This window comes from Legionella antarctica, assembly GCF_011764505.1.
Lineage (GTDB): Bacteria > Pseudomonadota > Gammaproteobacteria > Legionellales > Legionellaceae > Legionella > Legionella antarctica.
Map to the genome: position 1 here is coordinate 3690500 of NZ_AP022839.1, position 17596 is coordinate 3708095.

Sequence of the window (17596 nt, forward strand, 5' to 3'; positions counted from 1 at the left end):
TTATTAATTATCTCATTTTTGTCTGAATTAAAAAATTTTACGATTCAACTCAACTAAGGATGGAATGATGAAAAAAGTCCGTTTAAAAAGCGCCCTGTTCGCCACAATTTCTTTGGTACTTGGTGGAGCAGAAGCTGCTATCCATGCTAATTCTACAGGAAGTGCTACTTTAACAGTGGTAGCTGCATCCAAAAGCACCAAATCCACATTTACAACGTGTCGAAACACAATGCAGAACTGTCTTGTCACTCTAACTGTTATGCCCCCAAATGAGGGTTATGTGATTATTCAAAATACTTCTGATGTCGATGCCATAAACGTCCGAGCAACACTGCCTGTTGAGTTTAGTGATGTAAACCAGACATCCATCTGCGAGGTATTAAAAGCCCGCGAATCCTGCTCCCTGGCATTTGCACCAGGCTCAAACAGAACCCAACCCCACCCTCAAGCAACCATACCTGTAAAAGGAGATAATACTGGTACCGTGTTCTTCGATATGAGGGTCATAAATTAACTATTCCATTTCTGAAAGCGAATTTATTGGTTTACTTTAGGACTATAAGATGCCGCGAGCAGATCCTGAGAGTTCCTCAGAAAAAATGGTCGTAACTTATTGAAATAATTAATAATATAAAAATTGAATGTGCATGACGTTTATGATCAAATAGCGTTTCGAGACATTATGAGATCAACGTCATGCAACACATGAGATTATTACATAACCTATTCAAAAAGAATTACCTTTTGTGCATAAATCCCGACTTCAGAATCTATTTGATGCTAGTGAAATAGCGATTAAGAGTAACAACTTATATTTAACGGGTTTAGGAAGAGCATTATCAAATAAAAATAAAACGAGCAGCAATATCCAAAAAATTGACCGATTGTTAGGCAATAAATATCTACAAGAGGAGCACAATGATTTACATCACGTGATGTTTACCTATTTAATCCATGAGAATTCAACGCCTTGGCTGCATATTGATTGGACCTGTATTAACTCTACAACCAACCTTTATGCTTTACGAGCCAGTCTATCTATCTATGTCGGGTCGCTCGATTGTTATTTATGAAGAGTGCCATCTTAAAAAGAGTGAAAATAATCATGCGACTCACCAAGGGTTTTTAAATCAACTAAAAAAGTTATTACCTCAATCCGTTAGGCCTATTATCGTTACTGATGCAGGATTTCGCGTCCCTTGGTTTCAACATATACTGGACCCTGGGTGGGATTTTGTCGGGCGATTACGTAATAAAAATTTAGTGCTCTTAGACACGTCACCAACCGGGGAATTTAGTCACACTTTTTTTTGCAAGCTACAACAAAACCTCGGGATTTTAACTGAAAAAGGAAAAGTTCCATCGAACTTTATAGTGTATAAAGGCGCAAGTAAAAATAGGCACAAGCTTAATAAAAACAAAAAAACAGTTGCTCTGGAAAAAGCAAACTGCATTCAAGGGCCAATAAAGAACCGTGGGTTGTTGTCTCATCTCTTCATTTAAATTCAGACAACGCATGAGAATAGAAGAAAACATAAGAGATACTAAATATTCTCATTACGGCTTAGGACTTAAGAACAGCCTCTCTAAGTCACCAGCAAGATTAGCTATTTTACTACTTATTGTAGCTATCGCTACTTTTGCTGCTTGGCTTGCTGGAATAGAGACAAAATGTAGAGGAGTAGTCGCTGATTTCCAGGCTCATTCTTCCAAATTTACTCGTGTTTTATCATTAGTGTTTTTAGGGAGATAAGCTTTAAAAAAAGGCTTTAAAATTACAAAAAAACAATTAAATGTTGCACTCAAAATATTACATCAAATAAATAGGGAGGCTCAATTGGAGGCTCCCATATGAAAAAAGTGAAGACCGTTCAGGAGCAGATTGCGGCATGCGGGATGTTTAGAAGAGCAACACAACCTTCCTCGTATCCATTTTTAACAGGCCCACGTTTTCTTTTTCAACCTATATGCTTATAATCAAGCATTCAATCACCCTAAAGGACTACTATGATTTACCCCAATATACTGACAACAATAGGACATACTCCTGTTGTCAAGATTAATCGTCTGGGCAATGACCTGGATTGCGAGCTCTATGCCAAATGTGAGTTCCTCAACCCTGGTGGCTCGATAAAAGATCGTATTGGTTATGAGATGGTAATTAATGCAGAGCGCGATGGAAAAATCAAACCTGGCTATACACTTATTGAGCCCACGTCTGGTAATACAGGAATAGGTATTGCTCTGGCCGCTGCCGTTTTAGGCTACAAAGCGATTATTACCATGCCAGAAAAAATGAGTCAGGAAAAACAAAGCGTACTCGAACGTCTGGGTGCAAAAATCTATAGAACCCGAACCGAAGCTGCATCGCATGATCCGGACAGCCATATTTCCTTAGCTAAAAAATTACAGGCAGAAATACCGAATTCCTATATTCTGGACCAATATGCAAATCCTAATAATCCAAACGCTCATTACTGTGGAACAGCTCAAGAAATCATTGATGATTTCGGCAAAGATTTACACATGGTCGTAGTAGGTGTTGGCACTGGCGGAACCATTACCGGTATAGCAAAACGTCTTAAAGAATATAATCCGGCAATTAAGATTATAGGGGTGGATCCTGAAGGTTCAATTCTTGGTGGCGGTAGTGAAATCAAACCCTACCAGGTAGAGGGCATAGGCTATGATTTTTTTCCTGATGTACTGAATAATAGCTTGATTGATGCTTACATTAAAACGAATGATGCTGATTCGTTTCGTACAGCAAGACAGTTGATTCGCGATGAAGGATTATTAGTAGGCGGCTCCTGTGGTGCGGCCATGTGGGGTGCTTTACAGGCAGCAAAATCTCTAGGCAAAGGGAAGAAATGCCTGGTGATTTTACCCGACTCTATTCGGAATTACCTGTCTAAATTTGCTAACGATGAATGGATGAAAGTTCAGGGTTTTCTCTAAATATTTCTTTAACCCACCCTCTTTTTAGCGGATAGGTTAATTGTCGCACTTTATGCAGCAGGAGTTGATGACTGGCTGGACTGGGCTTCTATACGCTCAAATAATTGATCAACCTCAATTTTATTTGTACTAATCCATCCAGCCAACGAAGTTGCCAAAAGCTCATTGATCTGTTTATTTGGACCACTAAATGATTCGATGGTCACAGGAGTTTCAGCTGCATGAGTCAATTTGGAAAAAAATGCATTTGTATCGTCAATAACACCCCTCATGGCAGGTAAGAATTCAATATAAAAATCTATCATCTTTGCAGTGGTTAATTCTTTGCCCTTTAACATAGTCAAAAAATTCTCTCGCCATTGCAAGAAGGATTGTACCATTCGTTTATTATCTGCATCTATCAAAGTAACCATAGGAGCTATGGTACCAGTACTCTCATTACCATCGACGACTGGTTCGGGTGGACTTATAGCCAGTTGACCTACATAAGCAAAATCGACTTTATTCTCTACTCCAGGGAAATAATGTTCTCCCTGGACCTGAAGTACTAAATCAAGTTGGGAGGCTCTAACTGAGCCATCTGTAAAAACGTCCCGCTTTCTTATCTCTTTTCCATGCTCAGTAAAAGATAACGTAATCGTTATTCCCAATGATTGAGCAAGAGCACCAAACACACAATGGGAGAGTAGTGTAGTTGGCTTCCTCAAATATCCTTTTGACGTCATGGCATTCAGTCCGTCAAAGGCCTCGCGATAGTTTAAAGGATGAGCATAAATCTCATCAACTGCAAGTTGGCGCAACACAAAGGCCATGCATTCAACTTTTTCAGATTTCCGCGGCCCATTGATCAGCATACCCATTCGTTCGGCTGGAGTCAGATCGGGTAGTTGCGCTTTAAATTTTGGATAATAGTCAAAAAAACGATCCAGTAACACCTTCAAAGTTGTATCATCTACACGCGGCGCATTTCGTAAACTATCGATTAATGACACAGCTAACGCATGAAACGCCTCTCCACCCACATTAATAAAACTGAGTTCGGGTGTTACCTGCGTACTATTTTGATTCGCAGGAGTTCTAGTAAAAAAACCAGTATGTCCCCCAGTACGTGTCATTGATGCTCTCCTACCTTGAGACTATATTTCTATTCTAATGAATCAAGATTAAGGGAATATTAACAACCTGTTTATTATTTGGCGTATTTTGGGGACTACCCTCAGCGAATTTATCGCCTGAACCCAGGGAATAACCTTCAAATGAGGCACCGTGCACTTTCTATAGTTCTCTCAATCTATTAAAAATGGTGTTTGCTTTAATTATTAGGTAACTACCTGCTCGCAATCAGATTTAGGCATTACTGTTTTTTACTCTTGATTAAAAGACTAATTTAAGTCGGGAAATATAATAGTCGCGTTCTCAAAATAAGGCTATAGTTAAAGAACGCTTTTGAAGCTAACAAAAGGCTAGGAAGTGTAATTCGGGGTAAATATGGATATTTTACAGAGAGCCATTTTCAAGACTGAACAGCTCTAATAAAAGTAGGGAGAGCGTATGGAACATTCTCACGAAGATGATTTAATTCGTCTCAAAGAATTACTACGGCATACCGGTGAATTTGTTGCTTATTTTGAACTTGCAGAAACTAAAATGATTGAATGGCGCGAGGAAATCGAGCAAAAAGCCACTTTGCTCAGCCAGCATTCGCAAAGGCTCCAAAATGAATTCGCATCCTTAGAAAACCTTTTATCACAAGCAGGCACTACCCGTTTTAGGGTGATTGCAGAAAAAGCTTTGTCCCAAGGAGAAATCCAACTCCAAATCATGGAAAATAGCTGCAATCAATTTGCTGAAAATTTTCAAGACCAACAAGAGCAACTTGAATTACTTACCGCCCAATGCATCACCAAAATCGAACAACACTGCTCAAAAGCAACTGATGTTATTGTTGGTCAGTTAGCTAAGTATGATGCGCATCAATTTCACCGTATTGCTAATGAAAGTTGCGATCATGTAGAGCGTGTTGCTAGTGATGCCGTGAGTAAAAGCAATAAACTGCTCCATTTATTCCAAATGCGATTTGGCCTCTTTGCGGTATTTACTACAGTGCTTACTGCCTTTGTAATTGTACTCTATCTAAACGGTGAACTACCTTGGGAAATGCACCATAAGGCCGTGAATGAACGTCATGCAGGCAAAGTATTGCTCCAAGCCTGGCCGAATTTAACCCTTGAAGAAAGAACAAAGATATTAAACGATGATAACCTACAACATGGTGGATAATGTCTTGGCTTTAATAGACTCAAGAATTGGTCTGGTTTACCTGGTTATCCTGGTTATCCTAATGGCGTTGTTTTTTTTCTTTATGCGACAAAGGAGAAGAATATTACGAATTAAGCGCTGGCAGAAAATACTTAATTTACAGGATCATCAGCACGTTTTTCAACAATTATATCAACCGATCGATGGATTTATACTTTCCAATCTGGCACGCCAAAAGCAGAATGCAATAGAGTATACATATGGAGAAATAGAATTCTTACCCTTTATAGCACTTTTGTCTCTGGTAAAACCTGACCGCGAAACAGTTTTTTATGATCTGGGTAGCGGGATTGGCAAAGCAGTTATTGCCTGTGCCATGGTATACCCAGTCCTTAAAAGTGTGGGAGTAGAACTGTTACCGGAATTATATCTGGGGGCCTTGGATCAGGCTAAAAAATTGGCAACGAATCTGGACTATGCTGAGAAGACAAAAAAAATTGAGTTTGTCCTGGGTAATTTTCTTGAGGTCGACCTGAAAGAGGCCACATTAATTTTTATCAATTCAACAACAATATTCGGTTCAGTATGGGAGAGTCTTTGCATACTTCTCGATAATTTACCCCAACTAAACCATGTAATTACTACCAGCAAAACGCTAATGTCCACTCATTTTTTAGTCACAAATCACACTAAAATAGAGATGAGCTGGGGGATAGTAGAGGCCTATATCCACACTCGAAAAACAAATTTGCACTAACTGGCTTGAAAAGATTGAATAATTTTTTACCCAGTCTATACTTATAAAACAAAGGATAAATTGTCAGCACCTGATCTGTTTTGGTAGCAGACTATTGCAAAACACGCGACAAAACGAGGTGGGTATGATTAAATCGGAACTCATTGAACACATCGCTGCTCGAATGACACATCTTACCGAGAAACAAGTAGCGGATGGAATAAATAGAATATTGGAATTAATGAGCGAAGCGCTCGTTAATGGGCAACGAATAGAAATTCGCGGTTTTGGTAGCTTCTCACTGCACTACAGGCCGCCGCGGAATGCTCACAACCCTAAAACAGGCGAAAAAGTAGTGACTGAAGCCAAGCACAGTCCCCACTTTAAACCGGGAAAAGAACTGCGCGAACGGGTGGATGCGTCACGCATGAATTGCCCTCTGCCACGTGATGAATAAAGCGAAACTATTCGCTCTTGTTTGATTGAGCGTCAGTTTAGAGAGGAATGGACTCCCGTTTTTCATGGTCAGCTCAATTGCTGGAATTGCGATGCCAATCCGCTCAAATTTGGCAAACGCAGCCAATGCCCAAAATGATCATTTCTATATTCAAACAGTTCAATACCCCGCTTGACGCGCTTACCACACCAATCGAGTTCAGTATTCATGGAATGGTGAAATTTTGCAGATATCGCCTTTCTTGCGTCACTAAGGCTGGTGAATGACCGGTTTAGATACTTACAATCAGGTTCTGGGCAAAGTAACCCCTGTTTGCCCCTGATACTTCCCACCACGGTCCCGATAAGAAATGGCACATACCTCGCTGGCTTCGAGAAAAAGCATCTGCGCGACACCTTCATTGGCGTAAATTTTAGCAGGAAGCGTTGTTGTGTTGGAGAATTCAAGGGTTACATGTCCTTCCCACTCTGGTTCTAAAGGGGTAACATTCACTATTATGCCGCATCGTGCGTAGGTAGATTTCCCAAGACAAATAGTCAATACATTTCGAGGAATACGAAAATATTCTACTGTTCGCGCTAACGCAAATGAATTAGGCGGAATAATACATACGTCTGAATGCACATCGACAAAACTATTCTCATCAAAGGCTTTGGGATCTACAATAGCTGAGTTAATGTTGGTGAAAATCTTGAACTCATTGGAACAACGTACATCATACCCGTAACTGGAAACACCATAAGAAATAATGCGTCCACCATCATTCTCGCGCACTTGACCTGATTGAAATGGGCTTATCATCCCATGTTCAAGAGCCATTTTTTCTATCCATCGATCTGATTTGATTGACATGGTTAAACCTCATTAATTCTTCAAAAAATAGAGTTCTATCATAAAACTCACCCAAACGAAAGATTGGGTTAAAATTTTTCGGAGGAACCCGGATTCAATGAGCTTAATGGGCAGCTGCATAATCATGCTGAAAGACGGTAGGCTACTCATATTTCGACCAAGCAGCACTCCGGTTGTTTCCCTCTTATTTTTTCTTTGAAGCCATATTTGCTAATATTTCTCCTAACTCCATAGGCATGGGAAATATTATGGTTGAATTATTGGTGCCGGCAATTGCAGCTAGAGTCTGTAGATATCTTAATTGCATGGCCTGGGGTTGTTGGGCTAGAACCTGGGAGGCTTGCAATAGCTTTTCCGATGCTTGAAGCTCACCCTCGGCATGAATAATTTTGGCTCTTTTATCCCGCTCTGCCTCCGCTTGTTTTGCAATCGCTCGAATCATGCTTTCATCCAGATCCACATGTTTAATTTCAACATTGGATACTTTAATGCCCCAGCTATCTGTCTGAGCGTCTAATATTTTTTGCACGTCACTATTCAACCGCTCCCGCTCGGATAACATTTCATCTAACTCATGCTGGCCAAGCACTGAGCGCAACGTGGTTTGAGCTAGTTGACTGGTTGCTTCATAATAATTTTCTACTTGTATTATTGCATTCTCTGGAACCACAACCCGAAAGTATACTACTGCGTTAACTCTTACGGAGACGTTGTCTCTCGAGATTACATCCTGGCTAGGGACGTCCATCACGATGGTTCTTAAATCAACCCGAACCACCTGTTGAATGATTGGAATAATAATGACTAAACCTGGTCCTTTAACCCGCCAAAATCGCCCCAGCATAAAAACCACACCACGCTCATACTCTCGGAATACCTTGAACATGGACACAAAAAGTAACCCCAATATAACTATTAATACTCCGAAAAAAGTAGCCATCATTTTCTCCTTGAACTATCCCACTCGACTTTAGCCAATTATGCAGCCAAAGCCAGTTGATAAATCAATAAGTTAGCAGTTTTTTCGGTTATTTTTAAAGAATCCGTATTATTTTCGTAATTTTTAGACATTGAAAAATACATCTTCACCCAGATTGATCTTCTTATGGCTGTAATAATGTCGACTAAGGTGAGCTCGCCCTTTTTGTCATACCATGATGTAGTTTCTTGCACTAACAATTTTTTAGTTTCATGCATTTTAATGGCAACCAGTACCAATATCGAAAGTAGTCCCATAAGCAGAGGGGTAGTTCTTGCAATAGCCTTATCTGACCACTGACGCTGTGTTTCAATGCCTAAGTGGGCACGGGTTTCTTCAAAGGTAACTTCAATGTTCCAGCGTAAAACAAACCACTCAATAATTTGTGTCGGTGAATTTTCCGTATTGGTGCTGAAAAATGTCTCCGCCTCATTCTTACCATCGGGTGTTTTAACAAGCACTATGCGTAGCCTTATTGGTGGAACGCCTGCATGATACCATAGGCATTCAAAGGTTAAGCACTCAATAGTTTTTTGTTCACCACCATACCACTTTACCTGAAGTGTATCCCATGTCTTAGTATCTACTAGTAATTCCTTGAGCCGGATACGCTGTCCTTTAATTTGATTTCTTCCACGCTTTCCCGCTGGCTTGACCTCAGGAAATTCAAATAACTGCGCATCCATTCGTACTCTGGATATGAGTGTTGCACCATTTTTTATACAGACTTTTGCAAGGGCCATACAAGCATAGGCGCCATCACCAACCAAAATCCAAGGGGTACGGTGCAACCATCGGCTGACACAACGCACCATTTGTATGGTCCAGTCTATCGATGTTTTGTGTCTTTTTCCTGAGGCCTCATCTGACTTTTTTGATGGTGAAAGGATAACCATAAAAGGCAAAGCCCATGGTCTTTTACACCAAGGAAGCGGTACTATCAAGGTCATGCATTCCCATTTCAAACCAAAACAAATAACCACCCGTGATTGGCTGGACGCAACAGCATCACGGTATGCTCCTTTGGCTTTGATGTTCTTTCCGCGTCGGCGCTCCAGTGTTTCATCAACAGCAACAATCTTGGGCCATGATTCAGGAAGCAGTGTGATTAAAAGACCAAATAAAATTTTGCTGGCAGTTAAACCACTCCATTGTGTACGACTCAATACACGATGATATTTTGAGAAATTTTTAACCTCGCTTAAGCCCATAACACGTAAAATACTCGTAATACGCCTTGCCCCTCGACAAAGGATGGCACCAATGAAAAGCGTATTGATATTGTTCCAGGTAGGACGTGTAAATAAAGGTGCAAAAGCAGCTAAAACGGATATAATCTCGGGTGTCATTGTTGAGCAACTCCTTGTACCTTATTGTTTTTGCGAACATCAAGATACTCGCTTTATCCGCTTTAGCAATTTTTTTAAATAGGAGTCATCCCGCTCTTGGCCTCACACCACGAACATACAGAACAAAAATCAACATGAAACGATGGAGTATTGCCGACATGGTGAATATTGGCCGCAAGTTGTTCGCCAAAATTCACAAACAAAAACATCATGCAAACCCTAATCACGACGTGCATTTCATGGCACGAGAAATAGATGATTGGCTGGTGCGGGGTGTTGAATCCATGGTGAATGGCAGCTATACACCGCGCCATCTTAAGCGCCATTATTTTCCAGATGAAATGGTTGATCAGCTGCATTTATCGGACAGGATTTTCCAAAATATTTTGCTCAAACAAATAAAACCTACCTTCCCTTACGTGATGAACCCCAATTGCTACCATCTTCATGGACCAAGTGGTGTACGGCTTGCCACGCGGCGTATCCGGCAAGTGCTTTTGGAAAAAAAACCACAATACATCATCCGCGCTGACATCAAATCGTTTTACAAGTCCATCCCGCATCACCAATTGATTCAAGATATCAAAAAGCACTATAACGATCTCAATGTCCAATCCATGCTAGAACAAATTATTATCAATCCCATTGAAACCCCTCGCGGATATAAAAATCCCGATCAGGGAATTGCGCTACGTGGGCCGCTGTCTCAGTTTTTTAGTGGCATTTATTTAAAGCCATTGGATGATGCCTTCAATTCGATGGATGTAACCTATATCCGGTATCAGGATGACATTCTTATTCTGTGCCAAACCAGCCGTCAGCTTAACCGTTGCAAACAGCGCATGATGGAGGTGTTGCATGAAAGACGGCTCAGTTTATCGCGCAAAAAGACACGCATAGGCAACATTGAGAAAGGATTCCACTTTCTCGGAATACACTATCCTGGGACGCAAACCCAGGATAACACCCATGTGATACAGGCAAATGATAGAGCAGTTATCCCGGCGGGTACTGCGCAAAATCTAACCTCATTGTGGGGGGGGGTACAGAGATTGCAATTAATCATCAAACGCCTGGGCTTGACACTATTGTCCCGCACGCAAGGACGTTACGAAAAGCACGAGAGCAGATTAATCTTATGGTCAAAGATGGGGTGTCTCCCAAAAAGATCAGAAGGTACCTACATCTCTGGGTCATGTGGTGGGTAAGAACAACAGAAAGTTGGCAGTACCAGGAGCTACTTGAATGGTTTTTAAATGTGTGCTGGGATTTTAGCCCGGCGGCCTATGCCGCCGGTCTGCTCACGCACGCCATTAAAAAATACGGTTATCAATCTCAAGCCCAGGTTTTGTCGGCTCCAGGTTTTTACGCGACTGCGTGAGATCTAATGTTCTTACTTCATCAAGGCGGATTATAGCCGCCAAATCATCCGGCGCCGCCGAAAGCGTCCAACCCCCACGGCCCCGCCGCGCCCACCCCACGCCCCGCCCTAATTAATGCAAAATCAACCGCAAGCCCGGAAGAATCAGAAATAACCAAGGGGAACCACGATTCGCCTTTGTTTGTATTATAATTGTGGAACGCTAACTTACGGGGTAATTTGTCCTCATTAAACTGAGGTGTTGGGTCAAACGAGCGGTCTTTACGGCAATATTCATTAGCCACATGGACTGGAACATCGCGCTGCTCTTTTCCAACCTCCATCCATGCCGCCTTCATGGCGTCACAATTCTGGGAGCTCTCCCAGTTATCATAACCATCAATATAATTGTTCAGTGCTGTTTTGAGTGGGGTTAAGTCAAAATGCTTTGAATTCTTAACCTCGACCCCATGTTGCTTATAGGTTAACCCATTGCTCTCTATCGCTTCGCAGCGCTTTAGCATCGCCGCTTTTGTATTCTCGTCCATATGCGATTCAAGCATCCGGCACATATGCTTGTCCTTTGCCCAATAAGCGTATTCATACGCTGAAATATTGGTAAAGGTTCGACCTGAATAGTCGGTCACTGTGCCTCGTTCAAGTAATAACTCCTGGAGCTGGTGGGGATTTTTTTTCCTTATTGTAAATATTTTTTCTGCATGGTCTTGCTTTCCATGAGCCACAAACTCCAGGAATTTGGATAAAATGGCAGGGGGTTGAAATAAGGTTCGGGTATGTTTATCTAATATAGCATTCGTTTTGGCTTTTATCGAAGGTAGGTGACCCGAAATTTCCTTTCCTATCTCTGAAGGTAAATCGTAGATTGATTTTTTCATACCCATTCTCTCTTAATAATAATTCACATATTATAACCAGTATCACAAAAAAAGTACATAGTGAATTTATATTTATCATTTCGAATTCCATGCTATGGTTGAGGCGAGGTGAGTAGAATTGGGTTCGATATATTGCTTGAGGTTTTAAATTATCTCATAGCAGGTTTTGGAAAATGGCCAAAGTCCAGTCCCAATAACTCTTATTTTCCCAAACCCTCTTCTTCTACCTCAAGTACAAGTCCTGATGTTGAAATGACCTTGATATTTTTATCCGCTGCAATTGAGGTCCTGGCAGAAACACTCCATATCTCACCTCGAATTACTGCCTGCCCCTGTAAATTAATGTCACCTAATGCCCGGCCTGTAGCGCCAACGAGCATATTAAGTCCATTTCTAACATTTTGATTTCTTGATTTAAGTACCATTCCCATTAGAAGTATCAAAAACACAACATTAGCTACAGCCATTGCCCAAATGGCTGACCACGCGATTTGGTATGCCTCATTCGTTGTATTTATTAACAAAATGGAACCAAGGATAAAAGCGACCGTACCTCCTAGACCCAAAGCGCCAAAACTTGGTGTAAATCCTTCAGCTACAATAAAAGCAAGGCCTAAAATAATTAAGCCAAGTCCAGCATAATTTATGGGCAATAATTGTAACGCATAGAGAGCAATGATCATTGCTACTGCCCCAACTACTCCGGGGAATACGACACCTGGATTCATTAACTCGAAAAAAATGCCGTATATACCCAACAACAGTAAAAGGTAGGCAACCGTGGGATTGGTGATGGTCGACAAAAAACGGGTACGCCAATCCGGCTCCACCACCTCAATTGCCGCATTGAGTGTATTTAAGGTTATTTTTTGATTATTTTGCATGACGGTCACGTTATTAAGCTGAGACAATAAATCCGCCACATCCGTTGCAATATAATTTATTACTCCTGATTTTAAAGCCTCTGAAGCAGTTATAGAGATCGCATCCGTTACCGCCTTTTGAGCAAAAATCGGGTCGCGTCCTCTTAGTTGGGCTAATGAGCGAATAGTAGCTACCGCATCACTTCGCACCTTTTTCTCCATTGTGGTCGGTGCTTCATTACTCTTGAATCCGCCTCCAATACTAACAGGACTCGCCGCCCCTAATTGAGTTCCTGGTGCCATCGCAGCTAAAGTGCTTGCATATAGAAGGTAGGTTCCTGCACTTGCGGCTCTTGCCCCATTTGGACTCACATAGGTTACAACGGGAACTTTTGAAATTAAGAATTTTTGAATAATAATTCTCATTGCTTCGTCAAGTCCGCCTGGCGTATCCAGGATAACCAGAATTAAATCCGCATTTTGGGCATTTGTTATTCCTCGATCCATATAATCTGCCGTAGCGGGACCAATTGGACCCTTTATACTGAGCTCCACTATTTTTGCAGCATAAACAGGGAAAGAACCCAGCAGAATCAACATAATTATGAAGAGCAGATATTTGATTAAAAGAGATAAAAGTCTTTCGGGCCTGCAAGAGAAATTAACCACTTCCCGCATGGAGTAGGATTTAAACATGCACAGATCCTTTGAGTGGTTAATATAAGATATAAGATAGCACAATTTGCGTAAAACCGGTTGAGCATGATGGAACTATCACAATTTTATAGTCTACAATCCATTATCTATTTACAGGCTTTTACATAAGAGTTAGTTAACACTTATCTTTGACAAGTCCGTCACCCTGGCGACTGATTTGCAGGATATTAATGAGCAATTGTTATCAAACCGTTATTATTTGTTTTAGAAATACACCCCTATTTGGGCTGATACCGTATCTGCTGAGCGGCCTGTACCAAAAGATGTAGCATTCACAGCGCCATCAGGAGCTGCTCCATTTGCAAATTGATAAATATTATAATCGACATCATGCCTGTACTCTAAACTTTCTACAGTATCTTTCCACATGGATATGTTAAATACACTAATGAAACGATGTTGGGGTAAATTCAAGGCCAGAGCACCTTTCGACCATTGATATCCTATGCCTATGGATGATGGTCTATCGAAAGCCCTAAATGTCATACCCAACTCAGTCTGCACGGCTTGTGGTTTTGCTCCCAAACCATTAAAACTCAGATCCTGGGGTCTAAAGCGTTGGACAGCCCCCACCCATTCCGCTGCAAGGTTGTAACGGTCGAAATTCAGATTAGCGTGCACATCTGCAGCTTGAGTTTTGCGAACCGCTTCATTTCCATTGGTGAACGAACCAAACCCACCGAAGGTTGTACCAATATTAGCACCTGTACTCTGCATTCCGGCTGCATCAGCAATAGAACTGATATAACTGGCTCCTATTTCGCCACTTATACCCTTATATTCGTAGTTATAACCCCAATTCACCCCGCCAACCCCAGATTTACCTAAGATAGTATCACTTCGATAAACATATACGGCGGCAAATGGTCCAGTATCTGTCTGAGATTTATACCCTAAAATAAAAGGCCGTGTTTTAGTTCGAGCTAAATTCATGGTGAGAGAGGGACTGATCATTGAGCTTGCATACCGTCCAAAGGGTACATACAGTTGCCCCGCGGTAAAATAAACAGGGCTCTTATCCAGATTCCCTATATTTACAAATCCCATGTTCAAATTGAAAGCCGAATTATTAATCCTTGGTCCAATTGCCGGGGGGGTTTCGTCATAGGCTATGGACATATACGCTTCTACGTTCTGATTTAAAGCTGCAGCAACATCTAATTCGCTCGAACCTAAGGTAATATCTCCACTAATATTTCCACGGAAAGGACTATTTGTCACACCCACAGGTTCCGATTTTCCACTGAGCGCTATGATGGGCATGTGCGGAACAGGATAGCCTATACGTTTATACGCCTCGTATAAACGGCGACGTTGCTGCATTAAACGAATATCGCGGTTAATACTTGAAATGTTTACAATATAATCTGAGCCATCAAAAGCTGGCCTATCACCCAAATACGGGGAAGTTACGACTGGTGTACCGGCAATATAAGTTACCACACGATTTTCAGCAACTAAAGCTGTAGGATAAAAACCGATAGACTCTGGATGTAATTCAGGAGCATGTACGGTTACTCGACTTGAATGATAGTGATTTGTTTTGTCTGAAGAAGTGGTAATGGCTGCTTTTTTTTCTTTATTCTTCATCTTGTTCTCTTCATGATGGGCATGATGAGATACCATTTTTTTTTGCAGTTTATTTAGCTGTGTCTGCAGCACTTGTGTTTGTTTTTGTAATCGTTGAATTTCCTGAAGCAGCTGCTGATCATTTTCGGCAAACAATGGCGAGGATATACAGGCCAGAGCCAATATGATTTTTCTAAACTGCATGCGGATACTCCTGCGTTTTATTTTTCTTCTTATCGAATAGGCGGTGGATTATATCGCGTCAAATTCTGGAAGGCTAGGCCTAAATTTAATCTAACTCACCATATAATATAATGTATGTTAAATTTATAGTTTCTTGTGTTAAGCGCAAAGAAGCATCATATTGAGCATAGTGATCGCTCTGCTATGGCTTAGTTCCTTTTTTTGTAATTCTTCACTGTGCAGATTCTCTTTTCTTTTATTAAAGAGGTTGGGTGGGCGTTATGACTTGTTGATGAAGACTTTTTTTGGAAAAAAAAACCCATCATTGCGATGGGTTTTTTGATTTAATTCTCAATTATACGTTGCCTAGATATTTAAAACCAAAGTAGGGACCATAGAGTCCATAGTTCGCATTAACCACAGGGTTGAGTATATTTTGAAGAGGTTGGGCTTGTAATACATTAAAATAATTTATTACTTGATAGCCACCTTCAAAATTGAGTGTTCCTTGCGGCATATTGTACGCATAGTTCAAGCCAAGCTTCGCTTCAAAAGCAGGGACCACTTTCTTTATGGTTCTATATCTTGATGCAAGCACCAAGCCAACACTCGAAGCAACATAACCCGCATCATAGCGGCTGGTTCCATAAAGAATTGAAGCGGCGCTGTTGGCCGTTACGCTTAAGGCAGATGTCAGGGCATAAGAATAATCAATTCCTATCACCGGGCCAAATCCTTTGAAATCAGTGTTATCAAACAAGCTAATTGGAGATGTTAACAAAGCTGAAATTACCGCACTTGGGTAATAATTAGTTGCTTCTGCCTGGATGATTGCGTATTGCATTCCCCCGTAGAAACGCATTTTTTTTACCAGTCCCACATCAACATGCTGACCCGCGACTACGTTTATCTGATCCAATCTATTCTGATTCGCTTGGGCAAATGGACTTACAAATGGAGGCACTGGAACAAGCCCAATAAATCCTGTCTGATCGGTATGACTGCTGTAATGGGTCCAATTGACACTGATATCGCTGCCCGTATTATAATGATATGAACCTTCTGCTCTAAACCCCCAATTCCAGTCATTTTCTGCTTGATTGAATTGATTGACTGCAGCCTTCTCTTTACTAGCACCATAAATTGCTTGTAAATACAGCGCCTGGATACCTATATCCCATTGGTTTGCTTCACAAGGAACAGTCACATTTCCTGGGGTACAAACTGGCCCCATAGTACCGGCGCAGACAAAACTACTTGCTGACAATCCAATTACAGCTAAAGTTGTCTTTTTCAACATATGAACTCCATTCCTAAAAAAAAGAGCCCATCATTTATATGATGAGCTCTATTATAAATCTTAATTAATTTATTAATTAATTAATAAATTAAGAAATTAAGAAATTATACATTACCAACATACTTCAGACCAAGATATGGACCAGATGCAGCGAAGTCACTAGTTTGGTTAACACCAGCGCCAAATCCACCCAAGCCATTGTTCACAGCATTGAAGTAGTTAAACCACATGTAACCAGCATCTATAGTCAAATCACCTTGTGCCATAGCATAAGTGTAATCAGCACCTAACTTAGCTTCAACTTCTGGAACAATAGCATTCAATGAATCGAATACAAATCCAGCTGGAGCTACGTTATTCAGTTGGTTGTTCTGAGTACCTACTAAAATTGCAGTAGCTGCTTTAGCATATACACCAAAACCATTACCGAACACATAGTTCATGTCGATACCAGTACGTGGACCAAATCCGTTGAATGTTGAGTGAAGAGGATTGAATACAACAAAGTTGTTATTGTTGTTATCACCAGTTGTAACTCGTGCCCATTGGAAACCACCGTGGAAACGGATTTTCTTGTTAGCACTGAAATCAACAAACTGACCTAACTCACCATTAACAGCATCCCATCTGGCACGGTTGATGTTAAAACCGAAGACGTCGTTAAAGTGGTCGTTGTTATCAACATCCAAATGGTACCAGTTGATGTTCACATCGTTACCAGTATTGAAGTGATAAGAAGCTTCTAATTTAAAGCCCCAATTCCAGTTGTTGTTGTCGTTATTGTAGTAACCGTTAACAGCGCCAAAAGTAAGAAAATCATCTAAATTAGCGAAATTATTGTTACTTCCAGCATAAACTGGTTGCAGATACAATGCTTGACCACCGATATCCCATGCAGTTCTTTCGCAAGGAACGGTTACGTTTCCTGGTGTGCAAACTGGGCCCATGGTACCAGCAAATACTGCACTGCTACCTAAAGCAAGAACAGCTACCGCTGTTTTTTTCAAATTTAACATGCTTATCTCCACTTTTTTATTATTAATTTCCGTTCGTTACCAATTTAAACTAATCAGCAACAGTACGCATTTTTCGCTCTAATCGAGAGCGTACCTGGATAA

General features: G+C 41.0%; 18 protein-coding genes. 9 read left to right on the forward strand and 9 right to left on the reverse strand.

Annotation, left to right across the window (positions count from 1 at the left end; translation table 11 throughout):
• Positions 1–64: 64 nt before the first annotated feature.
• The 4 genes from HRS36_RS17320 (at position 65) to HRS36_RS17335 (ending at position 2958) form a co-directional block, all read left to right on the forward strand.
• Complete coding sequence (locus HRS36_RS17320; protein ID WP_173238327.1) at positions 65–514, forward strand: hypothetical protein; 450 nt, start codon at positions 65–67, stop codon at positions 512–514.
• Positions 515–1017: 503 nt separating this feature from the next.
• Positions 1018–1503: a transposase gene (locus HRS36_RS17325; protein ID WP_173238328.1), complete on the forward strand. Its 486-nt coding sequence runs from the start codon at positions 1018–1020 to the stop codon at positions 1501–1503.
• A 13-nt stretch (positions 1504–1516) separates the two neighbouring features.
• Complete coding sequence (locus HRS36_RS17330; protein WP_173238329.1) at positions 1517–1753, forward strand: hypothetical protein; 237 nt, start codon at positions 1517–1519, stop codon at positions 1751–1753.
• Between the two features lie 254 nt (positions 1754–2007).
• The gene (locus HRS36_RS17335; RefSeq protein WP_173238330.1) at positions 2008–2958 is read left to right on the forward strand and encodes a pyridoxal-phosphate dependent enzyme; all 951 of its coding nucleotides are present in this window, start codon (positions 2008–2010) and stop codon (positions 2956–2958) included.
• A 50-nt stretch (positions 2959–3008) separates the two neighbouring features.
• Here the strand turns inward: HRS36_RS17335 and HRS36_RS17340 are convergent, their stop codons facing one another.
• Positions 3009–4073, reverse strand: coding sequence for a hypothetical protein (locus tag HRS36_RS17340; RefSeq protein ID WP_173238331.1), 1065 nt, complete (start codon positions 4071–4073; stop codon positions 3009–3011).
• Between the two features lie 436 nt (positions 4074–4509).
• Here HRS36_RS17340 and HRS36_RS17345 point away from each other — a divergent pair, with 436 nt between their 5' ends.
• The 3 genes from HRS36_RS17345 to HRS36_RS17355 all read left to right on the forward strand — a co-directional run bounded on the left by HRS36_RS17345 (position 4510) and on the right by HRS36_RS17355 (position 6410).
• Positions 4510–5238: a hypothetical protein gene (locus HRS36_RS17345; protein ID WP_173238333.1), complete on the forward strand. Its 729-nt coding sequence runs from the start codon at positions 4510–4512 to the stop codon at positions 5236–5238.
• On the forward strand, positions 5213–5974 hold the full coding sequence (locus HRS36_RS17350) for a class I SAM-dependent methyltransferase (RefSeq protein WP_267313914.1): 762 nt from the start codon (positions 5213–5215) through the stop codon (positions 5972–5974). Before HRS36_RS17345 ends, HRS36_RS17350 begins: the two co-directional genes overlap by 26 nt.
• 124 nt (positions 5975–6098) lie before the next feature.
• The gene (locus HRS36_RS17355) at positions 6099–6410 is read left to right on the forward strand and encodes an integration host factor subunit beta (RefSeq protein ID WP_173238335.1); all 312 of its coding nucleotides are present in this window, start codon (positions 6099–6101) and stop codon (positions 6408–6410) included.
• A gap of 285 nt (positions 6411–6695) precedes the next feature.
• Here HRS36_RS17355 and dcd read toward each other — a convergent pair whose 3' ends face one another.
• The 3 genes from dcd to HRS36_RS17370 form a co-directional block, all read right to left on the reverse strand.
• Complete coding sequence (dcd, locus tag HRS36_RS17360) at positions 6696–7262, reverse strand: dCTP deaminase (protein ID WP_173238337.1); 567 nt, start codon at positions 7260–7262, stop codon at positions 6696–6698.
• Positions 7263–7446: 184 nt separating this feature from the next.
• The gene (locus tag HRS36_RS17365; protein ID WP_173238339.1) at positions 7447–8202 is read right to left on the reverse strand and encodes a slipin family protein; all 756 of its coding nucleotides are present in this window, start codon (positions 8200–8202) and stop codon (positions 7447–7449) included.
• Positions 8203–8240: 38 nt separating this feature from the next.
• Positions 8241–9590, reverse strand: coding sequence for an IS701 family transposase (locus tag HRS36_RS17370; RefSeq protein ID WP_173235460.1), 1350 nt, complete (start codon positions 9588–9590; stop codon positions 8241–8243).
• Positions 9591–9724: 134 nt separating this feature from the next.
• On the opposite strand from HRS36_RS17370, the gene HRS36_RS17375 reads away from it, so the two are divergent.
• Both HRS36_RS17375 and HRS36_RS17380 read left to right on the forward strand, forming a co-directional pair.
• Positions 9725–10798, forward strand: a complete 1074-nt coding sequence (locus HRS36_RS17375; protein WP_173235461.1) for a reverse transcriptase/maturase family protein — start codon at positions 9725–9727, stop codon at positions 10796–10798.
• Positions 10786–10971: a hypothetical protein gene (locus HRS36_RS17380; RefSeq protein WP_173235382.1), complete on the forward strand. Its 186-nt coding sequence runs from the start codon at positions 10786–10788 to the stop codon at positions 10969–10971. The genes HRS36_RS17375 and HRS36_RS17380 overlap by 13 nt, the downstream gene beginning before the upstream one ends.
• Before the next feature lie 44 nt (positions 10972–11015).
• Here HRS36_RS17380 and HRS36_RS17385 read toward each other — a convergent pair whose 3' ends face one another.
• The 5 genes from HRS36_RS17385 to HRS36_RS17405 all read right to left on the reverse strand — a co-directional run bounded on the left by HRS36_RS17385 (position 11016) and on the right by HRS36_RS17405 (position 17494).
• Entirely contained in the window at positions 11016–11846 is an 831-nt protein-coding gene (locus HRS36_RS17385) for a hypothetical protein (protein WP_173235463.1), read from the reverse strand.
• A gap of 200 nt (positions 11847–12046) precedes the next feature.
• On the reverse strand, positions 12047–13309 hold the full coding sequence (locus HRS36_RS17390) for an NfeD family protein (protein WP_420814340.1): 1263 nt from the start codon (positions 13307–13309) through the stop codon (positions 12047–12049).
• 321 nt (positions 13310–13630) lie between these two features.
• On the reverse strand, positions 13631–15199 hold the full coding sequence (locus HRS36_RS17395; protein ID WP_173238343.1) for an LbtU family siderophore porin: 1569 nt from the start codon (positions 15197–15199) through the stop codon (positions 13631–13633).
• A gap of 334 nt (positions 15200–15533) precedes the next feature.
• A complete protein-coding gene (locus HRS36_RS17400; protein WP_173238345.1) occupies positions 15534–16478 on the reverse strand; it encodes an Lpg1974 family pore-forming outer membrane protein in 945 nt (314 codons plus the stop codon).
• Between the two features lie 104 nt (positions 16479–16582).
• On the reverse strand, positions 16583–17494 hold the full coding sequence (locus HRS36_RS17405; protein WP_173238347.1) for an Lpg1974 family pore-forming outer membrane protein: 912 nt from the start codon (positions 17492–17494) through the stop codon (positions 16583–16585).
• Between the last annotated feature and the right edge of the window lie 102 nt (positions 17495–17596).

Excerpts from the sequence above, each read along its gene's own strand:
- HRS36_RS17375 (WP_173235461.1), top strand. The coding sequence starts at position 9,725 with ATGAAACGATGGAGTATTGCCGACATGGTGAATATTGGCCGCAAGTTG.
- HRS36_RS17390 (WP_420814340.1), bottom strand. The coding sequence starts at position 13,309 with ATGTTGATTCTGCTGGGTTCTTTCCCTGTTTATGCTGCAAAAATAGTG.
- HRS36_RS17350 (WP_267313914.1), top strand. The coding sequence starts at position 5,213 with ATGATAACCTACAACATGGTGGATAATGTCTTGGCTTTAATAGACTCA.
- dcd (WP_173238337.1), bottom strand. The coding sequence starts at position 7,262 with ATGTCAATCAAATCAGATCGATGGATAGAAAAAATGGCTCTTGAACAT.
- HRS36_RS17330 (WP_173238329.1), top strand. The coding sequence starts at position 1,517 with ATGAGAATAGAAGAAAACATAAGAGATACTAAATATTCTCATTACGGC.
- HRS36_RS17385 (WP_173235463.1), bottom strand. The coding sequence starts at position 11,846 with ATGAAAAAATCAATCTACGATTTACCTTCAGAGATAGGAAAGGAAATT.
- HRS36_RS17335 (WP_173238330.1), top strand. The coding sequence starts at position 2,008 with ATGATTTACCCCAATATACTGACAACAATAGGACATACTCCTGTTGTC.
- HRS36_RS17340 (WP_173238331.1), bottom strand. The coding sequence starts at position 4,073 with ATGACACGTACTGGGGGACATACTGGTTTTTTTACTAGAACTCCTGCG.
- HRS36_RS17395 (WP_173238343.1), bottom strand. The coding sequence starts at position 15,199 with ATGCAGTTTAGAAAAATCATATTGGCTCTGGCCTGTATATCCTCGCCA.
- HRS36_RS17380 (WP_173235382.1), top strand. The coding sequence starts at position 10,786 with ATGTGGTGGGTAAGAACAACAGAAAGTTGGCAGTACCAGGAGCTACTT.
- HRS36_RS17325 (WP_173238328.1), top strand. The coding sequence starts at position 1,018 with ATGCTTTACGAGCCAGTCTATCTATCTATGTCGGGTCGCTCGATTGTT.
- HRS36_RS17355 (WP_173238335.1), top strand. The coding sequence starts at position 6,099 with ATGATTAAATCGGAACTCATTGAACACATCGCTGCTCGAATGACACAT.
- HRS36_RS17400 (WP_173238345.1), bottom strand. The coding sequence starts at position 16,478 with ATGTTGAAAAAGACAACTTTAGCTGTAATTGGATTGTCAGCAAGTAGT.
- HRS36_RS17405 (WP_173238347.1), bottom strand. The coding sequence starts at position 17,494 with ATGTTAAATTTGAAAAAAACAGCGGTAGCTGTTCTTGCTTTAGGTAGC.
- HRS36_RS17370 (WP_173235460.1), bottom strand. The coding sequence starts at position 9,590 with ATGACACCCGAGATTATATCCGTTTTAGCTGCTTTTGCACCTTTATTT.
- HRS36_RS17320 (WP_173238327.1), top strand. The coding sequence starts at position 65 with ATGATGAAAAAAGTCCGTTTAAAAAGCGCCCTGTTCGCCACAATTTCT.
- HRS36_RS17345 (WP_173238333.1), top strand. The coding sequence starts at position 4,510 with ATGGAACATTCTCACGAAGATGATTTAATTCGTCTCAAAGAATTACTA.
- HRS36_RS17365 (WP_173238339.1), bottom strand. The coding sequence starts at position 8,202 with ATGGCTACTTTTTTCGGAGTATTAATAGTTATATTGGGGTTACTTTTT.